The organism is Pseudomonas sp. SB113, from assembly GCF_040754745.1.
GTDB classification, from domain to species: Bacteria; Pseudomonadota; Gammaproteobacteria; order Pseudomonadales; family Pseudomonadaceae; genus Aquipseudomonas; species Aquipseudomonas grimontii.
In genome coordinates, this window is the sequence record NZ_JBFMHW010000035.1 from 19,400 (window position 1) to 43,369 (window position 23,970).

Genomic DNA, 23,970 nt, shown 5'->3' on the forward strand with positions numbered 1-23,970 from the left:
CCCGAGGTTACGACGCCGCTGCGCTAAAGAGAAGCTCTGGCACACGCATCTGCGGGCGGCGCTATTTTGTCGGTGAGGTCATCAGGTGTTCATAGATGGCTGCACGTCGCTCGCCCAGAATCAGGCGCACCATTGGGTTGGCGAACCAATGTTCGAGTTGGTGCGCATCGACTGGGCATTTTTGCCGCTCTTCCTGATTCTGCAGGGCCTTGTCCCACCAAACCGGGCCACAGGCCTGGTCGAATTCATTTTCGTGCTCGTAGCAGCCGTAGAGAATTTCGCGGATGAACTGCTGCTTGCGTTTGGGCAAGGCCAGGGTGATCAGCTTGTACATCAAGCGTTGCAGTCGCGGCGGGCGGGGCAGGTGGGCGGAGACCTTGCGGGTGTCGGCCAGGGCGTGGGCGCAGATGGGGTCTGCGGCGTGCTTGGTCATCCATGCTTTGACCTTGGCCCGGAACAACTGCTTGCGGCTCCAGTAGTGGTGGATCAGGTCGGGGCACTGGCGCACGTTGAGCGTGCGGTACGCGGCCACCGACAGGCAGAACTCTTCCAGGGTGTAGGCGCCGTGGGCCATCGGAAACAGCTCGTCCATCAACGCGATCGAGCGATCAAGGATGTGCGCGTCTTGCCGGGTCAGGCCCATGACGCCCGAGTTGAGCAGCCACATATCGTCGTCGGCCAAGCCATTGTCTGCGAGGTGCTTGGCCAGGGCTTCATACAGCACGCTTTCGCGGTTGTCGCCGTACTTGGCGTGGAAGGCATTGCACAGCACGGTTCCGGGCGCGACGCGTTCGAACAGCGCCATGGGCGAGTCGTGGAAAAAGGTGTCGGTGTCGATCAACAGCGCCCGTTCCGAGGTTTCAAGTACCTGGCGCAACAGCACATGTTTGGTGCGAAAGTGGTAGCCGTGGGGTTCGCTCCAGCGTTTGCGCGTGGCGTCGTCCAGCGTATGAACCTGTACCGGCAAGCCGCGATAGGGGGCCGGATTGTCGCTGAACACCTGGATGTCCAACGGCATGTCCTGGGGCCCGCCCAGGTGGGCCAGGGCACTGGCGATGCTGAATACGGCTTCCTGATGATAGGTCTCGGCGCCGAATACCAGGTAAACCAGCTGCGGGCGAGGAGTCGGGGACGCTGTATTCATTTACTGCAGGCTTCCTTTCCAGGGATAGGTAGACGAAAAAAGCCCCCGTAATAACGAGGGCTGGGTACAGCGATTAAACCGGCCTAACGTGGCAGTTTAAGGTTGTTCCAGATCGCGAGGCTGGGTTCAGCCTGGTTCAGGGTATAGAAGTGCAGGCCTGGCGCACCACCTTGCAACAATTCTTCACACATATTGCTGATCATTTGTTCGCCAAACGCCTGGATGCTCTTGACGTCATCGCCATAGGCTTCCAGTTGCTTGCGCACCCAGCGTGGGATCTCAGCACCGCAGGCGTCGGAGAAGCGCGCCAGCTTGCTGTAGTTGGTGATCGGCATGATGCCCGGCACGATCGGGATGTTCACACCCATGGCGCGGACACGCTCGACGAAGTAGAAGTAGCTGTCGGCGTTGAAGAAGTACTGGGTGATCGCGCTGTCGGCGCCGGCGTTGGCCTTGCGCACGAAGTTCTGCAGATCGTCTTCGAAATTGCGCGCCTGGGGGTGCATCTCCGGGTAAGCCGCCACTTCGATATGGAAGTGATCGCCGCTTTCTTCGCGAATGAAGCTCACCAGGTCATTGGCGTAGCGCAGCTCACCGCTGGCCATGCCCATGCCGGACGGCAAGTCGCCACGCAGCGCAACGATGCGCTTGATGCCGGCGGCTTTGTATTGGGTCAGCAGGCCGCGCAGGTCGGCCTTGCTGTCGCCCACGCACGACAAATGCGGAGCGGCGGGAATTTTGACTTCGCTTTCAAGCTGCAACACGGTGTTGATCGTACGATCACGGGTCGAGCCGCCAGCGCCGTAGGTGCAGGAGAAGAAGTCGGGGTTGTAAGTGGCCAACTGCTTGGCAGTCGCCATCAGTTTTTCATGCCCAGCATCGGTCTTGGTGGGGAAGAACTCGAAGCTGTAGCGACGGTCTTGGGACATGGAGGAGGTCTCCAGCTGCAAGTTGCAAGCTTCAAGCTGCAAGAGGGCGGTGTGCCAGTTCTTGTAGCTTGAAGCTCACATCTCTCAGCTGCTTAAGGAGCAATGAAGTAGCAGGCCCTTCACCACAAACGCGTTGACTTGCCGCTTGTAGCTAGAAGCTTGCAGCTGCTTTAGTAGCGATAAGCGTGCGGCTTGAACGGGCCTTCGACGGTCACGCCGATGTAGTCGGCCTGGGTCTTGGTCAGTTGAGTTACCACGCCACCGAAGCCGCGGACCATTTCCAGGGCCACTTCTTCGTCGAGTTTCTTCGGCAGTACTTCCACGGTCAGGCGCTCGGCTTTCTGGGCCGGCGACAGGTCGGCGTATTTCTGGCCGAACAGGAAGATCTGGGCCAGCACCTGGTTGGCGAACGAGCCGTCCATGATGCGGCTTGGGTGGCCGGTGGCGTTGCCCAGGTTAACCAAGCGGCCTTCAGCCAGCAGGATCAGGTAGTCGTCGTTCTGTGGGTCGAAAGCGCCAGCGCCGGTACGGTGAACCTTGTGTACCTGTGGCTTCACTTCTTCCCATGCCCAGTTCTTGCGCATGAAAGCAGTGTCGATCTCGTTGTCGAAGTGACCGATGTTGCACACCACGGCGCGCTTTTTCAGGGCTTTGAGCATGTTGGCATCGCAGACGTTGACGTTACCGGTGGTGGTCACGATCAGGTCGATCTTGCCCAGCAGGGCCTTGTCGATGCTTGCTTCGGTGCCGTCATTGACACCATCGATGAACGGCGAAACCACTTCGAAACCGTCCATGCAGGCTTGCATGGCGCAGATCGGGTCGACTTCGGAGACTTTAACGATCATGCCTTCCTGACGCAGGGACTGGGACGAACCCTTGCCCACGTCGCCGTAGCCGATCACCAGGGCTTGCTTGCCCGACAGCAGGTGGTCGGTACCGCGCTTGATGGCATCGTTCAGGCTGTGACGGCAGCCGTACTTGTTGTCGTTCTTGCTCTTGGTCACGGAGTCGTTGACGTTGATGGCCGGGATTTTCAGCTCGCCCTTGGCCAGCATGTCCAGCAGGCGGTGCACGCCAGTGGTGGTCTCTTCGGTCACGCCGTGGACGCGGTCGAGAATCTGCGGGTACTTCTTGTGCAACAGCTCGGTCAGGTCGCCGCCGTCGTCGAGGATCATGTTGGCATCCCAAGGCGTGCCATCTTTCAGGATGGTTTGCTCCAGGCACCACTCGTACTCTTCTTCGGTCTCGCCTTTCCAGGCGAATACCGGGATACCGGCAGCGGCGATGGCGGCAGCGGCCTGGTCTTGAGTCGAGAAGATATTGCAGGACGACCAACGCACTTCGGCACCCAGGGCAACCAGGGTTTCGATCAGCACGGCAGTCTGGATGGTCATGTGGATGCAGCCGAGGATCTTCGCACCCTTGAGCGGTTGCTCAGCGGCGTACTTGCGACGCAGGCCCATCAGGGCTGGCATTTCGGATTCGGCGATAAAGGTTTCGCGACGGCCCCAGGCGGCGAGGGACATATCGGCGACTTTGTAGTCGTTGAAATCGGCAGGCGTAATTACAGCGCTCATGAAGAGCCTCCATTCGTAGTGTGCGAATGGGCGCCGTTGTGCGTTTAGTATCAGGCCAGGGAAACCAGGCCGGACAACGCCCCATCCGAGCCTGACAGGTTGAACCTGCTGCAGCGCCCCTCGGACAGGTGGCGGGAGAACGGTAGTAGCCGTTCGAAAACGGGGGCGATTATAGCTTTCTTTGGTTGGCTGGTGGCAAGTGACAAGCTACAAGCGGCAAGCGGCAAGTAAAAGCGAATCGGCTTTTAACTTGCAGCTTGTAGCTTAAAACTTGAAGCTGGGTGGCCATACCCCAATCCTCCAAACACCTCACCCCCGGAGCCCCCCCATGAACTTCCACACCCGCAAATGGGTAAAACCTGAAGACCTGAACCCCAACGGCACCCTGTTCGGCGGCAGCCTGCTGCGCTGGATCGACGAAGAAGCAGCCATCTACGCGATTGTTCAACTGGGCAACCAACGCGTGGTGACCAAGTACATCTCCGAAATCAACTTTGTCAGCGCCTCGCGCCAGGGCGACATCATCGAACTCGGCATCACTGCCACCGAGTTTGGTCGCACCTCCATCACCCTGACCTGTGAAGTGCGGAACAAGATCACCCGCAAAAGCATCCTGACTGTCGAGAAAATGGTCTTCGTTAACCTCGGCGAAGACGGTTTGCCAGCGCCACACGGGCGTACCGAGATCAGGTACGTCAAGGATCAGTTCAAGGAAGACGACATCAGCGAGTAATCCTGCGCGAGCCAGTGAACGCTATTGATCGGCCATGGGTCGTACCTGAACATCGCCCCCCGTTCAGGTATCACCATGGCTACGCAAGAAGAAGGCAAGACCCCCAACCTGTCCCAGGAAGAGCAGCAGGACGTCGACAAGAACCAGCCGCCCCGCGCAGCGGTACTGCACGAAATCATCCGTACCCAGGGCGACCAGGAGCTGGAGCGCAGTGTCGCCGCTTTGTGGTGGTCGGCATTGGCGGCCGGGTTGACCATGGGCCTGTCACTGATGGCCATGGGGCTGCTCAATTCACGCCTGCCTGAGGGTGAAGCCTTCAAGGTAATTGCCAGCTTCGGCTATTGCGCGGGCTTCCTCGCGGTGATCCTGGCGCGCCAGCAACTGTTTACCGAAAACACCCTGACTGCCGTGCTGCCGGTGATGAGCAAGCCGACCCTGGCAAATGCCGGGCGCCTGTTACGCCTGTGGTCGGTGGTGCTGGTGGGGAACCTGTGCGGCACCCTGTTGGTGGCGTATGTGATGCTGCACCTGCCGATCTTCGACACCAAGACCGACATGGCCTTCCTGGAAATCGGGCGCAAGATCATGGAAAACGACGCCGGCCAGATGTTCGCCAAAGGCATCGTCTCCGGCTGGATGATCGCCACCATGGTGTGGATGATCCCGTCGATGGAAAGCGCCAAGATGTGGATCATCATTCTGATCACCTACCTGATGGCCCTGGGGGATTTCACCCATATCGTGGTGGGTTCGGCGGAAGTGTCATACCTGGTGTTTGCCGGCGAGTTGCCGTGGAAGGATTTCTGGCTGGTGTTTGCCGGCCCCACACTGGCCGGCAACATCATCGGTGGCAGCTTCATCTTTGCCTTGATCAGCCATGCGCAGATTCGCAGCGAGGGTAGCTTGCCGGGCAAGAACGCTGCGGACCCGAGGCATCCGCAGCGGATCAACAAGGATCAGTGAACGTCAGGTGTGGCCTGGGGTTCGCCTTGGGTCACGCGCTTGACCAGCTTGCCGATGCTCAGACCCTGCAGCAGGATCGACGACAGCACCACGATGTAGGTGATGCTCAGCAGCAGGTCGCGCTCCGGCCCCAGTGGCAGGGCCAGCGCCAGTGCCACCGAAACCCCGCCGCGCAAGCCGCCCCAGGTCAGGATACGGATTGTGCCGCGCGGCACCGTGCGCCAGCGGCGCAGCAACAGGATCGCCGGGGCCACGGTCAGCAGGCGAGACAGCAGGATCGCCACCGCCAGCAAGCTGGCCGCGAACACGTGCAGCCAGTTGAACGGCAACAGCAGCAGCTCCATGCCGATCAGCGCGAACAGTAACGCGTTGAGCATGTCATCGAGCAGTTCCCAGAAACCGTCCAGGTAGCGTCGGGTCATGTCGTTCATCGCCAGCTTGCGCCCCAGGTTGCCGATGATCAGCCCGGCGACCACCATCGCGATCGGCGCGGAGACGTGCAGCTCCGTGGCCATCGCCGAGCCGCCGATCACCAGGGCGAGGGTCAGCATCACTTCGATCTGGTGCTGTTCGATGCTCTTGATCATCAGGTACACCAGATAGCCGATCAGCCCGCCGAATACCACGCCGCCAATTGCCTCATGGGCGAACAACATGGCCGTGGCGCCCACGGTAGGCGTCTCGCCCAACTGCGCGATGCCCAGCAATACGGTAAACACCACCACCGCCGTGCCGTCGTTGAACAGGCTCTCGCCCACAATCGTGGTCTTCAGCGGTTTCGACGCATTGGCGGTGCGCAGCACGCCCAGCACCGCAATGGGGTCGGTGGGCGAGATCAGTGCGCCGAACAACAGGCAGTAAAGGAAGCTCACGTGCCAGCCAAACAGGGCGAAGATGTAATACGCCAGGCTGCCGATCACCACGGTGGCGATCAACACACCGAAGGTTGCCAGCAGGCCGATGGGCCAACGGTAGCTGCGCAGGTCGTTCAAGTTGACGTGCAAGGCGCCGGCGAACAGCAGGAACGACAGCATCCAGTTCATCAGCAAGTCGCCGAAGTCGATCTGGCCGATCAGTTGCTGGATACGTTCCTCCAGGCCTGGGTAGCCGAGCACGCTCAGGCCTTGCAGGATCAGGGAGAACAGCAGGGCCGTCACCATCACGCCGATGGTCGGCGGCAGGCCGATGAAGCGGAAGTTCACATAGGTGAGCAGGGTAGTGAGGCAAATGAAGGCGGCGACAAGTTCAAGCATCCGGGGTCCTTGGAAGATGGGGGAGAGTTGTTAGTGGGGGGATGGACCGCAGCAGCGGCGGGAGGTTGCAAGGCCTTGGGCGAAAGAACGGTAGAACCTTTCGCTGTCGTGCGGCTCAGAGCGGTTAGGTGCGATATTGAGTTTTTAGTGCTAGAACTCTAATCGCTGCATAAAACTACAAAAGGAATGAGTAATGACGGCTGCTTTCTGGTGTGTGTTGATCGCGATTTTTCTGCCTTACCTGTGCACAGGGGTGGCCAAGTTCAGTGGCGGCAAGTTCGGGCCACGGCAGAACCACGACCCGCGTGCTTTTCTGGATACCCTCGAAGGGGTTGCCAAGCGTGCCCACAGTGCGCAGCTCAACAGCTTTGAAGTGACTCCCGCGTTTGCCGCCGCGGTGATCATCGCCCATCTGGCCGGCACGGCCGAACTGGTGACCATCAACGTGCTGGCCGTGCTGTTTATCACCAGCCGCCTGCTGTACATCATTTGCTACTTGGCTGACTGGGCAATATTGCGCTCGTTGGTGTGGGCGGTGGGCATGGCATTGATTGCGAGCTTCTTCTTCGTCTCGATCTAACGCATGGCGCAGATTCCGTTGTGGGAGGGGGCTTGCTCCCGATGGCGGCTGGCCAGTTGATGGATATGTCAACTGACACACCGCTATCGAGGGCAAGCCCCCTCCCACATTTGATCTAGAGTGTCTCCGGCACCTGCGGCAATGCCGCGCCCTTGGGCCAAAGCATCCAGATCTGACCTTGCTGCTTCATATTTCCCGCCAACTCTCCGGCAGCGTCACCCGTGCCCCAGAACAAGTCCGCGCGCACTTCACCGGTGATTGCACCGCCGGTGTCCTGCGCGGCGACGGGGCGTGCCAATGGCGAGCCGTCGGGCGTGGTGGTCGACAGCCACAACAGGCTACCCAACGGAATTACCTTGCGATCCACTGCCACGCTGTAGCCGGCGGTCAACGGCACGTTCAGCGAGCCGCGTGGCCCCTCATTACTGTCGGGGCGGGCACTGAAGAATACGTAGCTGGGGTTGCTCGCCAGCAGCTCCGGGATGCGTTCTGGATGCGCCTTGGCCCAAGCGCTGATGGCGCCCATGGTCACGTCTTCTTTCTTCAACTCGCCTTGCTCCACCAGCCAGCGGCCGATAGGGCGATAGGGGTAGCCGTTCTGGTCGCCGTAACCGACGCGCAGTTGGCGCCCATCCTTGAGTTGAATGCGGCCCGAGCCCTGGATTTGCAGAAATTGCAGGTCCATCGGGTTGGTCAGCCAGGCAATCGGCTTGGCGGTGGAGCCTTGGCCGTTGATGGCGCTGGCATCGTCATAGGGTTTGAGCACGCGGCCTTCGAGACGGCCGCGCAGGCGCTTGCCCTTGAGTTCCGGGTAGATGCTTTCCAGATTGACGATGATCAGGTCGTCCGGCACGCCATACACGGGTACATGGGCGGTGGCGGTCTTGGTCAGGCTGCCGGGGTAGACCGGTTCGTAGTAGCCGGTGATCAAGCCATTGGGGGTGTTGTCAGCCGAGCGCAGGCCGAACACATCCAGGCGCTCCTTGAGAAAACCGCGCACCGCCACGGCATCGGCTGGCACGGGGGCCGCTGCTGCGCAGGTCGCACCCCATACAGGATCGGCCTTGAGGCGTTGGCAGGCGCTGCGCCAGGATTCGAAGCCGGCCAGCAGGTCGCTGTCGGACACGGCAGGCAACGCTTCCCAGGAAGCGCTGACATAGGTGGCGACGGCGTGGGGTTTGGCAGTTTCATCTTTAGCCGTGTCTTTACCGCTGTCCTTGCCTGCGTCACAGCCTGACAGCAGTGCGATGATCGGCAGAGCCCATGCCAAACGGCGGCTCCAGTGTTTCAACGTGAGATTCATACGAACAGTTCCTGAAGCGATTGCCCGCGCCGCAGCGCCTGTGGACAACCCTTATTATTAATAGGGCTATTGGTCTTTATGGGCAGGGCGAGGATACTGGCCGCCGTTTCCCGTGACCCTGAGCCACCATGACTTTTAAAAAAATTACGCTTGTGCTGTTGGCCTGCCTGGCACTGTCCGCCTGCGGCGGCGTCGATCCGAATTCGCCCCTTGGCCAGCGCAAGGCGATCTTCAAGCAGATGCTCAAGACCGCTGAAGACCTGGGCGGCATGTTGCGCGGGCGCATTGCGTTCGATGGCGCGAAATTCGCCGAAGGCGCGGTCAGGCTCGATGCGTTGTCCCATGAACCGTGGAAGCACTTTCCGAGCGTACGCGAAGAGGATCACACCAGTGCCAAGGACGACGTGTGGCAAAAACAGGCGCAGTTCCAGCAACTGGCCCGCGAGCTGGAAGCGGCCACCGGTGAGTTGGTGATCGCCAGCCAAGTGCAGCCCTCCAAGGCCAGCAACCTTACGCCTGCCGTACAGAAAGTTGAAGATGCCTGCAGTGCCTGCCATAAACAATTTCGGGACCACTGACCGGTTTTACTGGTCGAGTTCTTCCACGGCGTCCTGCAGTTCCTTGCGGGACTCGGCGAGCTTGTCCTTGCGCTTGTTGATCTTGTCCGCGTCGCCTTTTTTCATCGCCTTGTCGAGGTCGGCCTGACGGCGGCTGACGTCGTGCTTGGCGTCGAGTACCTTGTTTTCGCGCTCCTTCCTCAAGGCGGCATCGGTGCAGTTGGCGGTGACTTCGCTCAGGGCTTTTTCCAGGCCCGCTTGCTGGTCGCTGTTGCCGTGGGCCTTGGCTTGTTCGATCTGGGTGCTGATGGCCTGGCGCTTGGCGGCGCAGCCGGTGAGTGGGGTGGCTTCTTCGGCGGCCAGCAGTGGCGTGGCCATGAAACTTGCGACGGTCAGCAGGGCAAAAGGGGCGAGGAATTTCATGTGGAGCTCCAGGGGCGCAAATAGCAGGGTGAATTCTGCTGTGATTTAAAGGTGGTTGGGTCGGGTTCAAAAACCGTCTATTCCGGCCACACGTAATGTTTCAGCCAAGGTCTGTACGTGTGGGTCGCGAAAAAAAGCGCTCAGTTGCGCTGCGCGACCCGGGCCTATGCCATCGATGGCCAGCCAGGCCTGTGTGTCTCTGGCGACCAGCGTCTGCCAGTTACCCTCCAGGTGGCTGCGTGCGGCAGGCGGTACACCCAAGGCCTTGAGCCATTGTGCAAAGGGGCGCTGCCGAGCGCGGTGAAGGCTGTCGAGCAGCCGTGTGCGGCTGCGCTCACCGAAGCCATCAATGTTAGCAAGCTCTGCCGCATCCAGGGTTAACCAATCGAGAAAGCCTGCGATTAGACCGGCCTGGATCAATATGTTCCACGTCTCGCGGCCTATGTGCGGCAATGCCAGGCCCTGGTCGCCGCTCAGCCAGGTAAGGCGTGCGAGTAACTGTTCTTCGCAGCCGGGGTCCAGTTGCCAGCAACTCAAGGCGTGAAAGTCCCGAGGGTCGGGCACTGGCAGGTCGACCCTCGTGGTATTGCGCAGGATCACTTGGTTCAGCCGAGGGATCACTTGGCCGGCCAGGCTGATGGACACCTGGTCGCCCGGGCGAATATCCAGGGCCTGCCAGCGCTTCAAGGAGCCGGCGCTTACCCGGCTGATCTGGCGGTCGTCCAGGCGTACCGGCTCCAGCTCCAGAATGGGGGTGATGCGTCCGGTGCGGCCGATCTTGAACTGCACCTTGCGTACCAGAGCCAGGGCGTTGGAGGTGGGGTACTTCCAGGCGACAGCCCAGTAAGGCGCACTGACCTGCCAGCGCTCGGCGGGTGCGCGTAATGCCTGGTGCAACACCACCCCGTCGCTGGCGAAGGGCAGTGGGTGGTTGTACCAGTAAGTGCGCCAGTGCACGGCGGCGGCGATATTCTGCACGGGCTGGCTATAGCGCTGGCTGTCGGTGAACCCCCAGCGTGCCAGGGTGGCCAGGCGTTCGGTAAAGGCTGCGGGGCCGTTCGGCCAGGCCCAGACAAACAGGCCGATGCCGGCGGCGTCGCTGTCACTCAACTGCCGGCGGTTCATCAGTCCGGCCACCTTGCTGCGCGCGTTGAGCCCGCCACGTGCCGACTGCACATGGTCGTCGAGGCGCCAATAGAGTTCGCCCTGCAGCACCAGATCGATGGGTTCCGGCAGTTGCTGGACAACGGCGGGGATCTTGCGCGCCGAGGCGGACCAGTCCTGGCCGAGTGCCCCATCGCCACGGCTGATCATCTGTTTCAACTGGCCCTGGCGGTACACCAGGGTCACCGCTACGCCGTCGACCTTGGGTTGAATCCACACGTCCTGTCGTGTGTCCAGCCAGGCGCCGACGGCCTGTTCACCCAGCAGTTTTTCCAGACCGGTATGGACGACCGGATGCGGCAAGGTGCCCCTGGCGCTGGCCAATGGGTTGTCAGGTTCGGTGGCGGGGTGGGAGAAGCACTGGCGCCAATGGGCCAGGCGTTGGCGGGCCTGATCGTAGAGTTCGTCGCTGACGGGGGATTGGCCGAGCCGGTGATAGCTGTCATCCCACAAGCGGACTTGTTCGGCCAGTGGCGCTATCTGTGTTCGAGCCTCATCGGGGCAGTCCTCAGCCCAAGCCCAATAAGGTAGCGCAGCGAGTAAAAAAGCAATCTGTAAACGCATCATGAGCATCCTTGCTCGGAAAGGGCGCCCAGCCTAAATGATCGCTTCACCCACAAAAAAGCCCCGACGATGCGGGGCTTTTTACCGGGTGTTTCTGCTTACTTGAACAGGCCGCCCAGTGCTTTCACGGCATCAGGCTTATCAGCCTTGGCTTCCTGGGTTTGCTGCTTGGCGTCGGCTTTGGCCTGGGCTTCAGAAAGTTTGTCACAACCTTTGTTGATCTGGTCTTGCGCCGCTTTGAAGGCCTTCACTTTCAAGCTGTCTTTGCTGGCTTCGGCTGCATCGATCTTGGTTTGCAGGTCTGCGGATTGCTTTTGGCAGTCGCCGGAATTGCCGACACCCAGCTGGGAGCCCAGGGCGCCACTCAGTGCGCTCAGGTCGGCGGCGTGGGCCGACAGGGCGAACAAGCTGATCAGAAGGGCGGCAGGGGCGAGCGTGGAGATGCGCATGAATAACCTCAATGTTCGATTGTCTGCGCACTTATGAATCCCGGGCTGGCGCAGGGCAATATCCAAATAAGGTAGAGGCCCGAGAGGGCGCGGATTCTAGAGGGCCATTATTTCGCCTGCAAGTATTGGATCCAAAAAATGTGAAGAGGCTCCCGCAGCCAATAAAAAAGCCCCGCCGGGAAAACCCGGCGAGGCTTTGTGTACCGTGAGCGATTACAGGCCGGCGGCAGTGCGCAGGTCGTTGGCGCGGTCGGTTTTTTCCCAGGTGAAGGTGGTGAAGGTGTCGTCGCCGACGGTCTTCTGCGCAGGGGTGCGACCGAAGTGGCCGTAGGCTGCGGTTTCCTGGTACATCGGGTGCAGCAGGTCGAGCATGGTGGTGATCGCGTAAGGGCGCAGGTCGAAGATCTCGCGCACCAGCTTGACGATTTTGTCATCGCTGATCTTGCCGGTGCCGAAGGTATTCAGCGAGATCGACGTAGGCTGGGCCACGCCGATGGCGTAGGACACTTGAATCTCGCAACGCTCGGCCAGGCCGGCAGCCACGATGTTCTTGGCCACGTAACGACCGGCGTAGGCGGCCGAACGGTCAACCTTGGATGGATCCTTGCCGGAGAACGCGCCGCCGCCGTGACGGGCCATGCCGCCGTAGCTGTCGACGATGATCTTGCGACCGGTCAGGCCGCAGTCACCTACCGGGCCGCCAATGATGAACTGGCCGGTCGGGTTGATGTGGAACTGGGTGTCCTTGCTCAGCAGTTCGGCCGGCAGCACGTGCTTGACGATCAGCTCCATCACGCCTTCGCGCAGGTCGGCGTAGGAAACGTCCGGGTTGTGTTGGGTCGACAGCACAACGGCGTCGATACCGACCACTTTGCCGCCTTCATAGCGGCAGGTCACCTGGGACTTGGCGTCCGGGCGCAGCCAAGGCAGCAGGCCGGATTTACGCGCTTCGGCCTGACGTTGCACAAGCTGGTGCGAGAAGGTGATCGGTGCCGGCATCAGCACGTCGGTTTCGTTGCTGGCGTAGCCGAACATCAGGCCCTGGTCGCCGGCACCCTGGTCTTCCGGCTTGGCACGGTCGACGCCCTGGTTGATGTCGGGCGACTGCTTGCCGATGATGTTCATCACGCCGCAGGTCGCGCCGTCGAAGCCGACGTCGGAGCTGTTGTAGCCGATGTTGGTGATCACATCACGGACGATCTGTTCCAGGTCAACCCAGGCGGTAGTGGTCACTTCGCCAGCGATGATCGCTACACCGGTTTTCACCAGAGTCTCGCACGCCACACGGGCGAACTTGTCTTCAGCAATGATGGCGTCCAGCACCGCATCAGAAATCTGGTCGGCGATTTTGTCCGGATGCCCTTCAGACACGGACTCGGAGGTGAAAAGGGAGTATTCGCTCATCTCGATGTTTTCCTGATATTTACCGATGGTGAGTGTCGCCAGTCGGCCGCTGAAAATGGCGGACCTGAATCTGGAAACCATTGCGTAAGCCTACATAGAGGCTTTCCCCGGGAACGAGTCCCGCAGCGGTGGCCCAACGGGCCAGATCGTCCTGTTCAAAACCCAACCAGAGATCACCGCAGGCCTCCCTGGCCCAATTCTGGTTGTGGCTGCATAAATCCGTAACCAACAGGCTACCGCCGGGGTGCAGCAACCCGGCCATTTGCTTTAAAGCGTCGGCGGGAGCGGCGAAATGGTGCAAGACCATGTTCAGCACCACGCAATCGGCCTTGATCGTTGTGCTGTTCAGAGCGTCCGCCAACTGCAGGCTGACATTGCCCAACGCCTCGCGCTCACAGAGCTGGCGCGCCAGTTCGAGCATCGCCGGGCTGTTGTCCAGCGCCGTGACCTGCTGAAAGCGGCGCGCCAGTTCCGGCAGGAAACCGCCATCCCCAGGCCCCACCTCCAGTGCCGTGGCCCCTTCACTGAAGCTCAGCTTGTCCAGCAGCGCCAGCACGCTGTCGCGGTATTGGGCCAGGCCTGCGATCAAGTCCTGTTGGGCGCGAAACTTCTCGGCAACCCGTGCGAAAAAATCCTGGCTCGCGGCAGCCCGTTGCCCATGGACCTGGCCGATGCGTGACTGCACGTCGTTTGGCAGGCTCAGGCTGTCCACTTCTTCAAGCAAGGCAGCGTGCAGCTTGCCGCCGAGCAGGTCAGTGTGGGGCAGGGCGCGGCGGTAGAAAATCGCATTGCCTTCGCGGCGAGTGGCGACCAGGTCGGCCTGGGACAGCACCTTTAAATGGTGGCTCATGCCGGACTGGCCGATGGCGAAGATCTGCGCCAGTTCCAGCACGCCGAATGAGTCGTTGGTCAGTGCGCGTAATACGTTCAGGCGCAACGGGTCGCCAGCGGCCTTGCACAAGGCTGCCAGGTCTTCGCCGTCGTCAGGACGCAGGGTGGGCACGGGTAGGTTCATAAGGCCAGCAGTCTAGTGACGGGTGAGTATCCTCGCAAGGCCAATATCAAAAAGTTTTGATATTGGTCGATAAGTGGCGGTTATAAGCAGCCGCTATAACCTTTAGACGAACTGGTTAAAGGTTTCTGCAAGCGATTGCCGCCCAAAGCACAGGAAAAACACCCGCAAGTGACTATCTGTCATTGCCCGCAGGCGGTGGCTGAGGGAAAATGCCGGTCCTTTTTTCCGTTTCTTTTAATCATTCACTCTTCAAAATCCTCAGGAGAACAGCGATGCCCAGCCGTCGTGAGCGTGCCAACGCCATTCGTGCCCTCAGCATGGATGCCGTGCAAAAAGCCAACAGCGGCCATCCCGGTGCCCCGATGGGCATGGCGGATATCGCCGAGGTACTTTGGCGTGATTACCTGAAACACAATCCGAGCAACCCGTCGTTCGCCGACCGTGACCGCTTCGTGCTGTCCAACGGCCACGGCTCGATGCTGATCTATTCGTTGCTGCACCTGACCGGCTACGACCTCACCATCGATGACCTCAAGAGCTTCCGCCAACTGCACAGCCGCACCCCGGGCCACCCGGAATTCGGCTACACCCCAGGCGTCGAGACCACCACCGGTCCCCTGGGCCAAGGCCTGGCCAACGCCGTAGGTTTCGCGCTGGCTGAAAAAATCCTGGGCGCGCAGTTCAACCGCGCTGGCCACGACATCGTCGATCACCACACCTATGTGTTCCTGGGTGATGGCTGCATGATGGAAGGCATTTCCCATGAAGTCGCTTCCCTGGCCGGCACCCTGGGCCTGGGCAAGCTGATCGCCTTCTACGATGACAACGGCATCTCCATCGACGGCGAAGTCGAAGGCTGGTTCACCGACGACACCCCTAAGCGTTTCGAAGCCTACAACTGGCAGGTGATCCGCAATGTCGACGGTCATGATCCGGAAGAGATCAAGACCGCCATCGACACCGCCCGCAAGAGCGCGCAGCCGACCCTGATCTGCTGCAAGACCACCATCGGCTTCGGTTCGCCGAACAAGCAAGGCAAGGAAGACTGCCACGGCGCCCCACTGGGTGACACGGAAATCGCCCTGACCCGTGAAGCGTTGAAGTGGAACCACGGCCCGTTCGAAATCCCGGCTGATATCTACGCCGAGTGGGACGCCAAGGAAGCCGGTCGCGCCGCAGAGGCCGAGTGGGACCAGCGTTTTGAAGCCTACGCCGCCGAATTCCCGGCGCTGGCCATTGAGCTGAAGAGCCGACTCAACGGTGACCTGCCGCTGGACTTCTCGGCGAAGGCCGACGAGTACATCGCCGAAGTGGCCGCCAAGGGCGAAACCATTGCCAGCCGCAAAGCCAGCCAGAATGCCCTGAATGCCTACGGTCCACTGCTGCCTGAGCTGCTTGGCGGTTCGGCTGACCTGGCCGGTTCCAACCTGACCCTGTGGAAAGGCTGCAAAGGTGTCTCGGCTGAAGACGCCAGCGGCAACTACATGTACTACGGCGTGCGCGAATTCGGCATGAGCGCCATCATGAACGGCGTGTCCCTGCACGGCGGCCTGGTGCCTTACGGCGCGACCTTCCTGATGTTCATGGAATACGCACGCAACGCCGTACGTATGGCCGCGCTGATGAAGAAGCGTGTGATCCATGTGTACACCCACGACTCCATCGGCCTCGGCGAAGACGGCCCGACGCACCAGCCGGTCGAGCAACTGACCAGCCTGCGTACCACGCCGAACCTGGATTGCTGGCGCCCAGCCGACGCGGTGGAATCCGCGGTGGCCTGGAAGCACGCGATCGAGCGTAAGGACGGCCCTTCGGCGCTGATCTTCTCCCGTCAGAACCTGCAACACCAGGTACGCACCGACGCACAGATCGCCGACATCAGCCGTGGCGGCTACGTGCTCAAGGACTGCATCGGCGAGCCGGAGCTGATCCTGATCTCCACCGGTTCCGAAGTGGGCTTGACCGTTCAGGCGTACGACAAGCTGACTGCCCAAGGCCGTAACGTGCGCGTTGTGTCCATGCCGTGCACCAGCGTGTTCGAAGCCCAGGACGCCGACTACAAGCAATCGGTCCTGCCGTTGCAGGTCAGCGCGCGTATCGCCATCGAAGCGGCTCACGCCGACTACTGGTACAAGTACGTGGGCCTGGAAGGCCGCGTGATCGGCATGACCACCTACGGTGAGTCGGCGCCGGCGCCAGCGTTGTTCGAAGAGTTCGGTTTCACCCTGGAAAACATCCTGGGTCAGGCTGAAGAGCTGCTGGAAGACTAAGGCTGTAGAGTGAGGTGGCTGGACTGGCCTCATCGTGAGCAAGCCCGCTCCCACATTTGGATTGCATTTCAAGTGTGGGAGCGGGCTTGCTCGCGATAGCGGTCGACCCGCCACCCTATTACCCAAGGTAATCGAGAACCCCATGCCCCAACCGCGTCCCTACAAAGTTGCACTCAACGGCTACGGCCGCATTGGTCGTTGCGTCTTGCGTGCTCTGTTCGAGCGAGGGGCGGCAGCCGGGTTTGAAATTGTCGCGATCAACGATCTGGCCGACATGGCCAGCATCGAATACCTGACACGCTTTGACTCCACCCACGGCCGCTTCCCCGGCGAAGTGCGCGTCGAAGGCGATTGTCTGCATATCAATGGCGACTGCGTGAAAGTGCTGCGCAGTGCCACCCCCGAGGGCATCGACTGGGCGGCGCTCGGCGTCGACCTGGTGTTGGAATGCTCCGGTGCCTATAACACCCGCGCCGATGGCCAGCGTTTCCTCGACGCCGGTGCGCCGCGGGTGCTGTTTTCCCAGCCGATGGCCAGCGAGGCGGATGTCGACGCCACCATCGTCTTCGGCATCAACCAGGATTGCCTGACCGGCCATGAGCTGCTGGTGTCCAACGCCTCCTGCACCACCAACTGCAGCGTGCCGCTGTTACGCCTGCTGGATCAGGCGATCGGCCTGGACTACGTGTCGATCACCACCATCCACTCGGCGATGAACGACCAGCCGGTGATCGATGCCTATCACCATGAAGACCTGCGTCGCACACGCTCGGCGTTCCAGTCGGTGATTCCGGTGTCCACAGGCCTCGCCCGCGGCATCGAACGCCTGCTGCCGGAACTTGCTGGGCGAATCCAGGCCAAAGCCGTACGGGTGCCGACGGTGAACGTGTCCTGCCTGGACATCACCATGCAAACCGTCAGCGACACTGATGCGACGGAGGTCAATCGGATCCTGCGCGACGCCGCTACCAGCGGCCCGCTCAAAGGCTTGCTGGCCTACACCGAGTTGCCCCACGCCAGTTGTGATTTCAACCATGACCCGCATTCGGCAATTGTCGATGCCAGCCAGACCCGCGTTTCCGGCCCGAGGCTGGTGAACATCCTGGCCTGGTTCGACAACGAATGGGGGTTTGCCAACCGAATGCTCGACGTTGCGGAACATTATCTGCATATCGCCTCTAAACAACCTCAACAGTAATTCAGGAACTGCGACCCATGACCGTGTTGAAGATGACCGACCTCGATCTGCAAGGTAAGCGCGTACTGATTCGCGAAGACCTCAACGTCCCAGTCAAGGACGGTGTTGTCACCAGCGATGCGCGAATCCTGGCCTCGCTGCCGACCATCAAGCTGGCCCTGGAAAAAGGCGCGGCCGTGATGGTCTGCTCCCACCTGGGTCGCCCGACCGAAGGTGAGTTCTCCGCCGAAAACAGCCTCAAGCCGGTAGCCGCCTACCTGAGCAAGGCTCTGGGCCGTGACGTGCCGTTGGTGGCTGACTACCTGGGCGGCGTTGACGTTAAGCCTGGCGACATCGTGCTGTTCGAAAACGTGCGCTTCAACAAGGGCGAGAAAAAGAACAGCGACGAATTGGCCCAGCAATACGCGGCCCTGTGCGACGTGTTCGTGATGGACGCCTTCGGCACTGCTCACCGCGCCGAGGGTTCGACCCACGGCGTGGCCAAGTTCGCCAAGGTTGCGGCTGCCGGCCCATTGCTGGCGGCTGAGCTGGATGCACTGGGCAAGGCCCTGGGTGCTCCGGCCCAACCGATGGCTGCCATCGTTGCCGGCTCAAAGGTGTCCACCAAGTTGGACGTGCTCAACAGCCTGAGCCAGATCTGCAACCAGCTGATCGTCGGCGGCGGCATTGCCAACACCTTCCTGGCTGCAGCAGGCCACCCGGTGGGCAAGTCCCTGTACGAGCCGGACCTGCTCGACACCGCCCGCGCCATTGCCGCCAAGGTCAGCGTGCCGCTGCCGGTGGACGTGGTGGTGGCCAAGGAGTTCGCTGAAACCGCCGAGGCTACCGTCAAGCTCATCGCCGACGTGGCCGCCGACGACATGATCCTCGACATCGGCCCGCAAACCGCGGCCAACTTCGCAGAGTTGCTGAAAGCCTCCCGGACCATCCTGTGGAATGGTCCGGTCGGCGTGTTCGAGTTCGACCAGTTCGGTAACGGCACCAAAGTGTTGGCCAAGGCCATCGCGGACAGCTCGGCATTCTCCATCGCCGGTGGTGGCGACACCCTGGCGGCCATCGATAAATATGGCGTTGCTGACCAGATCTCCTACATTTCCACCGGTGGTGGCGCATTCCTCGAATTCGTCGAAGGCAAAGTCCTGCCGGCCGTTGAAGTGCTGGAAACCCGAGCCAAAGGCTAAGGCTCGTGATCCGGAAAAGGAGCATTCCCATGATCAAGTCGTTGGCAATGGTGATCGCAGCGGGCCTGTTGGCCGGCTGCGGCAGCTCGCCAAGCGCAGCGCCGGAGGCCGGGAAACCTGCCCCGGAGCGGAAAAAAAGCTGCTACCAGGCTGACTGGCAAGCCGAGACCATGCCGGTGATCAACAAGCGCATCGGCAATGACCGGCTGGAGAAATACGACTCTGCGCCCAACGGTCAGGAACAGGGTTGCCCTTGACGGGTCTGATCAACTAACCGACGGCATCGGCGGCCTTTGGCCCCGCTGCGAGGATTGGCAATGAAAGGCGTTTTCGCCCTGGCAGCCTTGGGCCTATTGGCCGGTTGCAGCAGCATGAACATGTTCAACAAGGCAGAACCGGAAGGTAAGTGGACCACCTGGACCTGCGACAGCAAGGCCGAGGTCAACTGGCGGTTCGCCAACCAGGCCCGCAGTGAGGTGGATGTACGCCTCGGCGGTTCCGACCAGGTTTATCGCCTCAAACAGGATGTGGCGGCTTCGGGCGTGCTGTACAGCAACGACCAGTTGGCGTTTCACACAAAAGGTGAGGAAGGCCTGGTTTACTGGGTTGCCACCGACGATTTGATCGGCCGTGGCTGTAAGGCTCAGTAAATAGAACGCGGTCTCAGCATCGATGAGACCAAAATGTGGGAGGGGCGGTGCGACGATTCGACTTGCCCCCGATAGCGGTGGATCAGCCAACAGAGTCATCACTGACAGGCTGTCATCGGGGGCAATCCCCCCTCCCACATCAGCAATAACGATTCAGCACGCCAGGCATGCAAAGCCTGACCTGCAATAACTTGAATAGCAGCCGCCGCTACGGCAGGCTTGCACGATTAACGACCCTCGACCGGGAGAGACAACACAATGGCACTTATCAGCATGCGTCAAATGCTGGACCACGCAGCCGAGTTCGGCTACGGCGTCCCAGCCTTTAACGTCAACAACCTTGAGCAGATGCGCGCCATCATGGAAGCCGCTGACAAGACCGACTCCCCAGTGATCGTCCAGGCTTCGGCCGGTGCCCGCAAATACGCCGGTGCTCCTTTCCTGCGTCACCTGATCCTTGCCGCGATCGAAGAATTCCCACACATCCCGGTGTGCATGCACCAGGACCACGGCACCAGCCCTGACGTGTGCCAGCGCTCCATCCAACTGGGCTTCAGCTCGGTGATGATGGACGGCTCCCTCGGCGAAGACGGCAAGACCCCAACCGACTACGAGTACAACGTACGCGTGACCCAACAAACCGTAGCCATGGCCCACGCCTGCGGCGTCTCGGTTGAAGGCGAACTGGGTTGCCTGGGTTCCCTGGAAACCGGCATGGCCGGCGAAGAAGACGGCATCGGCGCTGAAGGTGTGCTGGATCACAGCCAGATGCTGACCGACCCGGAAGAAGCCGCCGACTTCGTCAAGAAGACCCAAGTCGACGCCCTGGCGATCGCCATCGGCACCAGCCACGGCGCCTACAAGTTCACCAAGCCACCGACCGGCGACGTACTGGCCATCGACCGCATCAAGGAAATCCACAAGCGCATCCCTAACACCCACCTGGTGATGCACGGTTCTTCCTCGGTACCGCAAGAGTGGCTGGCGATCATCAACCAGTACGGCGGCGACATCAAAGAAACCTACGGCGTACCGGTTGAAGAAATCGTCGAAGGCATCAAGTACGGCGTGCGCAAGGTCAACATCGACACCGACCTGCGCCTGGCGTCCACCGGTGCGATGCGTCGCCTGATGGCCACCAACCCGAGCGAATTCGACCCACGTAAATTCTTCGGCGCCACCGTGACCGCGATGCGTGATGTGTGTATCGCACGTTATGAAGCGTTTGGTACTGCTGGTAATGCTTCGAAGATCAAGCCTGTTTCGTTGGAAGCGATGTACCAGCGTTATTTGAAAGGTGAGTTGAACGCTAAGGTGAACTGAGCCGAAAGCGTTTAAAAAAAGCCCGCAGCGATGCGGGCTTTTTTGTGGCTGGAATTTGATCAGCTTGCAGGCGTGTAGGACCAGCACCGAGTCCTAAGGCCACACACGCAGTGTGGGAGGGCGTTTACCAGGGAATGATCCTTGTGCTGATCAGACAATGCCTGCTCGAAATGAGGCCAGTCCCTTCACTCGTGATCAATATCCAACTTCGCAAACGTCACCTTCGCGCCTTCCTTGCTGTCCCCGCTGTTGTCCTGCACATACGCGCCCGCCTTGAAGTACAGCGGCTTGGCGGCCCACGCTGCGCCGATGCGCTCGTTCCACTCACTGTCAGCGGCATACACGCTGAGCAGCCCGGCTTTGTTGAGGTTGATCACGTAGGTAAAGCTTTTCTCCAGCGGCACATTGGAGGCGACGATGATCACGCGGCTTTCATCTTCATCCGGACGCATGCGCACCTTGGCAACGATGTTGCCGGTCTGGGTCTTTTCCTTGAACTGGTATTCGAGCTTGATCAGCGGCTTCTGGCTGTCGTAGGCGTGGATCTGGCCGATGACGATCTTGCCGCTGGAGGGCACCTGGTTGACCGCTAGGGTGGCGCGCAGGAAGTTGTCGGCTTCGGGGTAGGTCCAGTTGCGCAAGCGGCCGTCGGCGTAGGTTTCGCGCAGCTCGCTGCGTGGGTATACGGCGTTCTCGGTGCGGGTGCCGGTCACGGGTGTCCAGAATTGTACGTTGCTGCCTTCGGCCTGGAAGTATTGGTCATTGAAACCGCTCATCAGTTTCGGGGTGTCGATGGTGGCGGGCGGGGAGCCGACCGGAATGCTCAGGTTCCAGGTGGAGAGGTCGATCATGGCGTTGGCCTTTTACAGGGGTTGAAGGCTTTGGCCCGGGGGCCTGACAGGTTCTTTATAGGCGGTGGTCGACCAGTTGTTAAACGTTTGCTGGCAATTTATTGGCGTCAAGGGAATGCCAAAAAGCCATGTTTCCCATGAACCGTGGGCTGTAGAGGTTGACCGTTAGTCGGCTGACTGAACTTTGGCGCAATGATGGCATCCACGTCACTTCTGATTTTCAGGATCCGGGGCTAGAGTGAGGCCTCAATGTTTGTCCGGGTTTTCTCTCAGAAGTGACCGGAGTAGACCTAAGGAAGAGACCTAGCATGGAATGCGCTCCACCTCATGGCGATGGCAGTTCGGTTCTTCTGGTGGTCGATGACTACCCAGAAAATCTGATCAGCATGCGTGCGCTTCTGCAACGTGATGATTGGCTGGTGGTGACTGCCGCGTCTGGGGTGGAAGCCTTGGAGTTACTGCTGCAACATGACGTCGACCTGGTGCTGCTGGATGTGATGATGCCCGGCATGGACGGCTTCGAGGTCGCCCGCTTGATGCGCGGCAGCCATCGCACACGCATGACCCCGATCATCTTTCTGAGTGCCAATGCCCAGTCGCCCGCCGCCGTGCTGGAAGGCTACGCCAGCGGCGCCATCGATTACCTGTTCAAACCTTTCGATCCGCACATCCTCAAGCCCAAGGTCCAGGCGTTGCTGGAGCACCAGCGCATTCGTCGGGCCTTGCAGTGCCTGAGCCATGACCTGGAGTCCGCCCGGGCTTTCAATGCGTCGGTGTTGGATAACGCCGCCGAGGGCATTCTGGTGGTGAGTGAAGAGGGCGTGATCGAATACGCCAACCCGGCGATTTCGCGCCTGCTCAATGCCACGATCCAGGAGCTGCAAGGCCAGGACTTCCTGAGTTTCCTGCAAAAACCCCATGTGCCTACCTGGCCGGATTCGCAGATGTACGCCGGCTACCGCCGAGGTGAAACCTGGCGCCTGCACGATGCGCTGCTGCGCACCGGCCGGGGCCAGCAGGTGCCGGTGGCGTTGTCCTGTGCACCGCTGCCCGCTGAACAGAAGGCCATGGTGGTGACGGTGCTGGATATGTCCGAAGTGCGCCACCTGCACCAGCAGCTGGAGTTCCAGGCCGTAACCGACCCGCTGACCGGTCTGCTGAACCGGCGCGGCTTCTACCAGGCAGTGGAAAACACGTTATCGCGCAGCGAGCGGACAGAGCAGTCCTTGGTGTTGCTGTACTTGGACCTCGACGGTTTCAAGCGGGTCAACGATTCCCTCGGTCATGATGCCGGCGACCGTGTGCTGCGCTGGGTCTCGGAGCAATTGCAGGGCTGTCTGCGTTCCTACGACATTATTGGCCGTATGGGGGGTGATGAATTCACGGCATTGCTGGAGCTGGAGTTTCCGGAGCAGGCGGCAAAAATTTCAGAAAAGCTGATCGAGCGAGTGTCGGTGTGCCAGCAGGTCGACGGTTTGGATGTGATGCTCGGGGTCAGCATCGGCATTGCCACCTTCCCGGACTGCGGTGCGGATTTGAGTGGTTTGCTGCGCGCGGCCGACATCGCTATGTACGAAGCCAAGCGTGCCGGTCGTCAGCAATATCGTTATTACGACCAGGAAATGAACGGCCGCGCCCGCTCGCGGCTGATGCTTGAAGACAGCGTGCGCACGGCGATTCAAAACAAGGATTTCACCCTGGTCTATCAGCCCCAGGTCTCGCTGGTGGATGGGCGTTTGCGCGGCGTTGAGGTGTTGTTGCGTTGGCAGCACCCCAGTGTCGGCGATGTGCCACCGGGGCTGTTTTTACCGTTGTTGGAAGAGGCGCGGCTGATCAGCCAACTGAGCGCGTGGATCTACCAGCAGATCGCCGCCCAACGCCAGGCATGGCAAGCCGCGTTTGACGATACGTTGGTGCTGAGCGTGAGCCTGAGCAGCAGCCAGTTCAATATGCCTAACCTGGTGAACCAACTGCAGCAGATGCTGGAGCGATATGGCCTGGAGGGGTACCAGTTGGAGGTGGAAATCAGCGAAGACTGCCTGATGAGTAACCTGGAAGAGGCCGCCAAGCAGCTCAAGTTGCTGCGCCGTATCGGGGTGCGTATCGCCCTGGATGACTTCGGCTCGGGGCAGTGTTCCCTGGCGCATTTGCGCGATCTGGCCTTCGATACGCTCAAGCTTGATCCGCAATTGGTTGCGCGGCTGCCGGGTTCGGTGCGGGACGCCGCGATGGCGCGCAGCATTATCGAGCTGTGCGGGCATTTTGAGGTGGTCGTGGTGGCCGAAGGTGTGGAAACCCAGGAGCAGGCCCAGTGGCTCAAGGCCCAGGGTTGCCCGTATATCCAGGGGCCGTGGGCGGCGCAGCCCTTGATGGCTGAAGAAGTGGTCGACTGGGCACGCGCCCGCGTGCGCTGAATTCGCTACACTGGCGCCCATC

Annotated in this window: 22 protein-coding genes and 1 riboswitch; of the genes, 11 read left to right on the plus strand and 11 right to left on the minus strand. The window is 60.6% G+C overall.

The features are described from left to right. Positions 1-61 precede the first annotated feature (61 nt). The 3 genes from AB1462_RS28835 to ahcY all read right to left on the minus strand — a co-directional run bounded on the left by AB1462_RS28835 (position 62) and on the right by ahcY (position 3,653). The gene (locus tag AB1462_RS28835) at positions 62-1,144 is read right to left on the minus strand and encodes a hypothetical protein (protein WP_259193909.1); all 1,083 of its coding nucleotides are present in this window, start codon (positions 1,142-1,144) and stop codon (positions 62-64) included. Between the two features lie 83 nt (positions 1,145-1,227). Next, entirely contained in the window at positions 1,228-2,073 is an 846-nt protein-coding gene (metF, locus tag AB1462_RS28840; RefSeq protein ID WP_090401685.1) for a methylenetetrahydrofolate reductase [NAD(P)H], read from the minus strand. A 170-nt stretch (positions 2,074-2,243) separates the two neighbouring features. After that, positions 2,244-3,653: an adenosylhomocysteinase gene (ahcY, locus tag AB1462_RS28845; RefSeq protein ID WP_090401686.1), complete on the minus strand. Its 1,410-nt coding sequence runs from the start codon at positions 3,651-3,653 to the stop codon at positions 2,244-2,246. Positions 3,654-3,674: 21 nt separating this feature from the next. Further along, a riboswitch (S-adenosyl-L-homocysteine riboswitch) is annotated at positions 3,675-3,781 on the minus strand. Between the two features lie 200 nt (positions 3,782-3,981). Here ahcY and AB1462_RS28850 point away from each other — a divergent pair. Continuing rightward, positions 3,982-4,386 (plus strand): hotdog domain-containing protein, encoded by a 405-nt coding sequence (locus tag AB1462_RS28850; protein ID WP_090401687.1) that lies wholly within the window; start codon positions 3,982-3,984, stop codon positions 4,384-4,386. 75 nt (positions 4,387-4,461) lie between these two features. After that, a complete protein-coding gene (locus tag AB1462_RS28855) occupies positions 4,462-5,349 on the plus strand; it encodes a formate/nitrite transporter family protein (RefSeq protein WP_090409855.1) in 888 nt (295 codons plus the stop codon). Here the strand turns inward: AB1462_RS28855 and AB1462_RS28860 are convergent. Beyond that, the gene (locus AB1462_RS28860) at positions 5,343-6,602 is read right to left on the minus strand and encodes a cation:proton antiporter (protein WP_367248652.1); all 1,260 of its coding nucleotides are present in this window, start codon (positions 6,600-6,602) and stop codon (positions 5,343-5,345) included. The genes AB1462_RS28855 and AB1462_RS28860 overlap by 7 nt on opposite strands. 193 nt (positions 6,603-6,795) lie before the next feature. Between AB1462_RS28860 and AB1462_RS28865 the strand changes: the two genes are divergently transcribed. Beyond that, positions 6,796-7,182: an MAPEG family protein gene (locus tag AB1462_RS28865; RefSeq protein WP_090401689.1), complete on the plus strand. Its 387-nt coding sequence runs from the start codon at positions 6,796-6,798 to the stop codon at positions 7,180-7,182. A gap of 115 nt (positions 7,183-7,297) precedes the next feature. Here the strand turns inward: AB1462_RS28865 and AB1462_RS28870 are convergent, their stop codons facing one another. Next, a complete protein-coding gene (locus AB1462_RS28870) occupies positions 7,298-8,485 on the minus strand; it encodes a murein transglycosylase A (protein WP_367248654.1) in 1,188 nt (395 codons plus the stop codon). A 128-nt stretch (positions 8,486-8,613) separates the two neighbouring features. Here AB1462_RS28870 and AB1462_RS28875 point away from each other — a divergent pair, with 128 nt between their 5' ends. Next, positions 8,614-9,063, plus strand: coding sequence for a cytochrome c (locus AB1462_RS28875; RefSeq protein ID WP_259193914.1), 450 nt, complete (start codon positions 8,614-8,616; stop codon positions 9,061-9,063). Between the two features lie 6 nt (positions 9,064-9,069). Here AB1462_RS28875 and AB1462_RS28880 read toward each other — a convergent pair whose 3' ends face one another. The 5 genes from AB1462_RS28880 to AB1462_RS28900 all read right to left on the minus strand — a co-directional run bounded on the left by AB1462_RS28880 (position 9,070) and on the right by AB1462_RS28900 (position 14,061). Next, entirely contained in the window at positions 9,070-9,465 is a 396-nt protein-coding gene (locus tag AB1462_RS28880) for a DUF1090 domain-containing protein (RefSeq protein ID WP_065925493.1), read from the minus strand. Between the two features lie 66 nt (positions 9,466-9,531). Beyond that, positions 9,532-11,196, minus strand: coding sequence for an NAD-dependent DNA ligase LigB (ligB, locus tag AB1462_RS28885; RefSeq protein ID WP_367248656.1), 1,665 nt, complete (start codon positions 11,194-11,196; stop codon positions 9,532-9,534). Between the two features lie 95 nt (positions 11,197-11,291). Continuing rightward, positions 11,292-11,642 (minus strand): hypothetical protein, encoded by a 351-nt coding sequence (locus tag AB1462_RS28890; protein ID WP_090401694.1) that lies wholly within the window; start codon positions 11,640-11,642, stop codon positions 11,292-11,294. Between the two features lie 213 nt (positions 11,643-11,855). Further along, positions 11,856-13,046, minus strand: a complete 1,191-nt coding sequence (gene metK, locus AB1462_RS28895; protein WP_090401695.1) for a methionine adenosyltransferase — start codon at positions 13,044-13,046, stop codon at positions 11,856-11,858. A gap of 19 nt (positions 13,047-13,065) precedes the next feature. Further along, positions 13,066-14,061 carry a metalloregulator ArsR/SmtB family transcription factor gene (locus AB1462_RS28900; RefSeq protein ID WP_259193918.1) on the minus strand — a complete coding sequence of 332 codons (996 nt, stop codon included), beginning with the start codon at positions 14,059-14,061 and terminating at the stop codon, positions 13,066-13,068. Positions 14,062-14,333: 272 nt separating this feature from the next. Here AB1462_RS28900 and tkt point away from each other — a divergent pair, with 272 nt between their 5' ends. The 6 genes from tkt (at position 14,334) to fba (ending at position 20,683) form a co-directional block, all read left to right on the plus strand. After that, positions 14,334-16,331 (plus strand): transketolase, encoded by a 1,998-nt coding sequence (gene tkt, locus AB1462_RS28905; protein WP_367248658.1) that lies wholly within the window; start codon positions 14,334-14,336, stop codon positions 16,329-16,331. 142 nt (positions 16,332-16,473) lie between these two features. Continuing rightward, the gene (gene epd, locus AB1462_RS28910) at positions 16,474-17,529 is read left to right on the plus strand and encodes an erythrose-4-phosphate dehydrogenase (RefSeq protein ID WP_090401698.1); all 1,056 of its coding nucleotides are present in this window, start codon (positions 16,474-16,476) and stop codon (positions 17,527-17,529) included. 17 nt (positions 17,530-17,546) lie between these two features. After that, entirely contained in the window at positions 17,547-18,710 is a 1,164-nt protein-coding gene (locus tag AB1462_RS28915; RefSeq protein ID WP_090401699.1) for a phosphoglycerate kinase, read from the plus strand. Between the two features lie 29 nt (positions 18,711-18,739). Beyond that, on the plus strand, positions 18,740-18,967 hold the full coding sequence (locus AB1462_RS28920) for a hypothetical protein (RefSeq protein WP_259193922.1): 228 nt from the start codon (positions 18,740-18,742) through the stop codon (positions 18,965-18,967). 60 nt (positions 18,968-19,027) lie between these two features. Beyond that, on the plus strand, positions 19,028-19,360 hold the full coding sequence (locus tag AB1462_RS28925; protein WP_090401701.1) for an MliC family protein: 333 nt from the start codon (positions 19,028-19,030) through the stop codon (positions 19,358-19,360). A gap of 258 nt (positions 19,361-19,618) precedes the next feature. Continuing rightward, positions 19,619-20,683 (plus strand): class II fructose-bisphosphate aldolase, encoded by a 1,065-nt coding sequence (gene fba, locus AB1462_RS28930; protein WP_053128086.1) that lies wholly within the window; start codon positions 19,619-19,621, stop codon positions 20,681-20,683. A gap of 185 nt (positions 20,684-20,868) precedes the next feature. Here fba and AB1462_RS28935 read toward each other — a convergent pair whose 3' ends face one another. Further along, complete coding sequence (locus AB1462_RS28935) at positions 20,869-21,534, minus strand: polysaccharide lyase family 7 protein (protein WP_090401703.1); 666 nt, start codon at positions 21,532-21,534, stop codon at positions 20,869-20,871. 308 nt (positions 21,535-21,842) lie between these two features. Here AB1462_RS28935 and AB1462_RS28940 point away from each other — a divergent pair, with 308 nt between their 5' ends. Beyond that, on the plus strand, positions 21,843-23,948 hold the full coding sequence (locus AB1462_RS28940) for an EAL domain-containing protein (RefSeq protein WP_090401704.1): 2,106 nt from the start codon (positions 21,843-21,845) through the stop codon (positions 23,946-23,948). Positions 23,949-23,970 lie beyond the last annotated feature (22 nt).

Coding starts and splice junctions, on each gene's coding strand:
- AB1462_RS28835 (WP_259193909.1), bottom strand. CDS start 1,144: ATGAATACAGCGTCCCCGACTCCTCGCCCGCAGCTGGTTTACCTGGTA.
- metF (WP_090401685.1), bottom strand. CDS start 2,073: ATGTCCCAAGACCGTCGCTACAGCTTCGAGTTCTTCCCCACCAAGACC.
- ahcY (WP_090401686.1), bottom strand. CDS start 3,653: ATGAGCGCTGTAATTACGCCTGCCGATTTCAACGACTACAAAGTCGCC.
- AB1462_RS28850 (WP_090401687.1), top strand. CDS start 3,982: ATGAACTTCCACACCCGCAAATGGGTAAAACCTGAAGACCTGAACCCC.
- AB1462_RS28855 (WP_090409855.1), top strand. CDS start 4,462: ATGGCTACGCAAGAAGAAGGCAAGACCCCCAACCTGTCCCAGGAAGAG.
- AB1462_RS28860 (WP_367248652.1), bottom strand. CDS start 6,602: ATGCTTGAACTTGTCGCCGCCTTCATTTGCCTCACTACCCTGCTCACC.
- AB1462_RS28865 (WP_090401689.1), top strand. CDS start 6,796: ATGACGGCTGCTTTCTGGTGTGTGTTGATCGCGATTTTTCTGCCTTAC.
- AB1462_RS28870 (WP_367248654.1), bottom strand. CDS start 8,485: ATGAATCTCACGTTGAAACACTGGAGCCGCCGTTTGGCATGGGCTCTG.
- AB1462_RS28875 (WP_259193914.1), top strand. CDS start 8,614: ATGACTTTTAAAAAAATTACGCTTGTGCTGTTGGCCTGCCTGGCACTG.
- AB1462_RS28880 (WP_065925493.1), bottom strand. CDS start 9,465: ATGAAATTCCTCGCCCCTTTTGCCCTGCTGACCGTCGCAAGTTTCATG.
- ligB (WP_367248656.1), bottom strand. CDS start 11,196: ATGATGCGTTTACAGATTGCTTTTTTACTCGCTGCGCTACCTTATTGG.
- AB1462_RS28890 (WP_090401694.1), bottom strand. CDS start 11,642: ATGCGCATCTCCACGCTCGCCCCTGCCGCCCTTCTGATCAGCTTGTTC.
- metK (WP_090401695.1), bottom strand. CDS start 13,046: ATGAGCGAATACTCCCTTTTCACCTCCGAGTCCGTGTCTGAAGGGCAT.
- AB1462_RS28900 (WP_259193918.1), bottom strand. CDS start 14,061: ATGAACCTACCCGTGCCCACCCTGCGTCCTGACGACGGCGAAGACCTG.
- tkt (WP_367248658.1), top strand. CDS start 14,334: ATGCCCAGCCGTCGTGAGCGTGCCAACGCCATTCGTGCCCTCAGCATG.
- epd (WP_090401698.1), top strand. CDS start 16,474: ATGCCCCAACCGCGTCCCTACAAAGTTGCACTCAACGGCTACGGCCGC.
- AB1462_RS28915 (WP_090401699.1), top strand. CDS start 17,547: ATGACCGTGTTGAAGATGACCGACCTCGATCTGCAAGGTAAGCGCGTA.
- AB1462_RS28920 (WP_259193922.1), top strand. CDS start 18,740: ATGATCAAGTCGTTGGCAATGGTGATCGCAGCGGGCCTGTTGGCCGGC.
- AB1462_RS28925 (WP_090401701.1), top strand. CDS start 19,028: ATGAAAGGCGTTTTCGCCCTGGCAGCCTTGGGCCTATTGGCCGGTTGC.
- fba (WP_053128086.1), top strand. CDS start 19,619: ATGGCACTTATCAGCATGCGTCAAATGCTGGACCACGCAGCCGAGTTC.
- AB1462_RS28935 (WP_090401703.1), bottom strand. CDS start 21,534: ATGATCGACCTCTCCACCTGGAACCTGAGCATTCCGGTCGGCTCCCCG.
- AB1462_RS28940 (WP_090401704.1), top strand. CDS start 21,843: ATGGAATGCGCTCCACCTCATGGCGATGGCAGTTCGGTTCTTCTGGTG.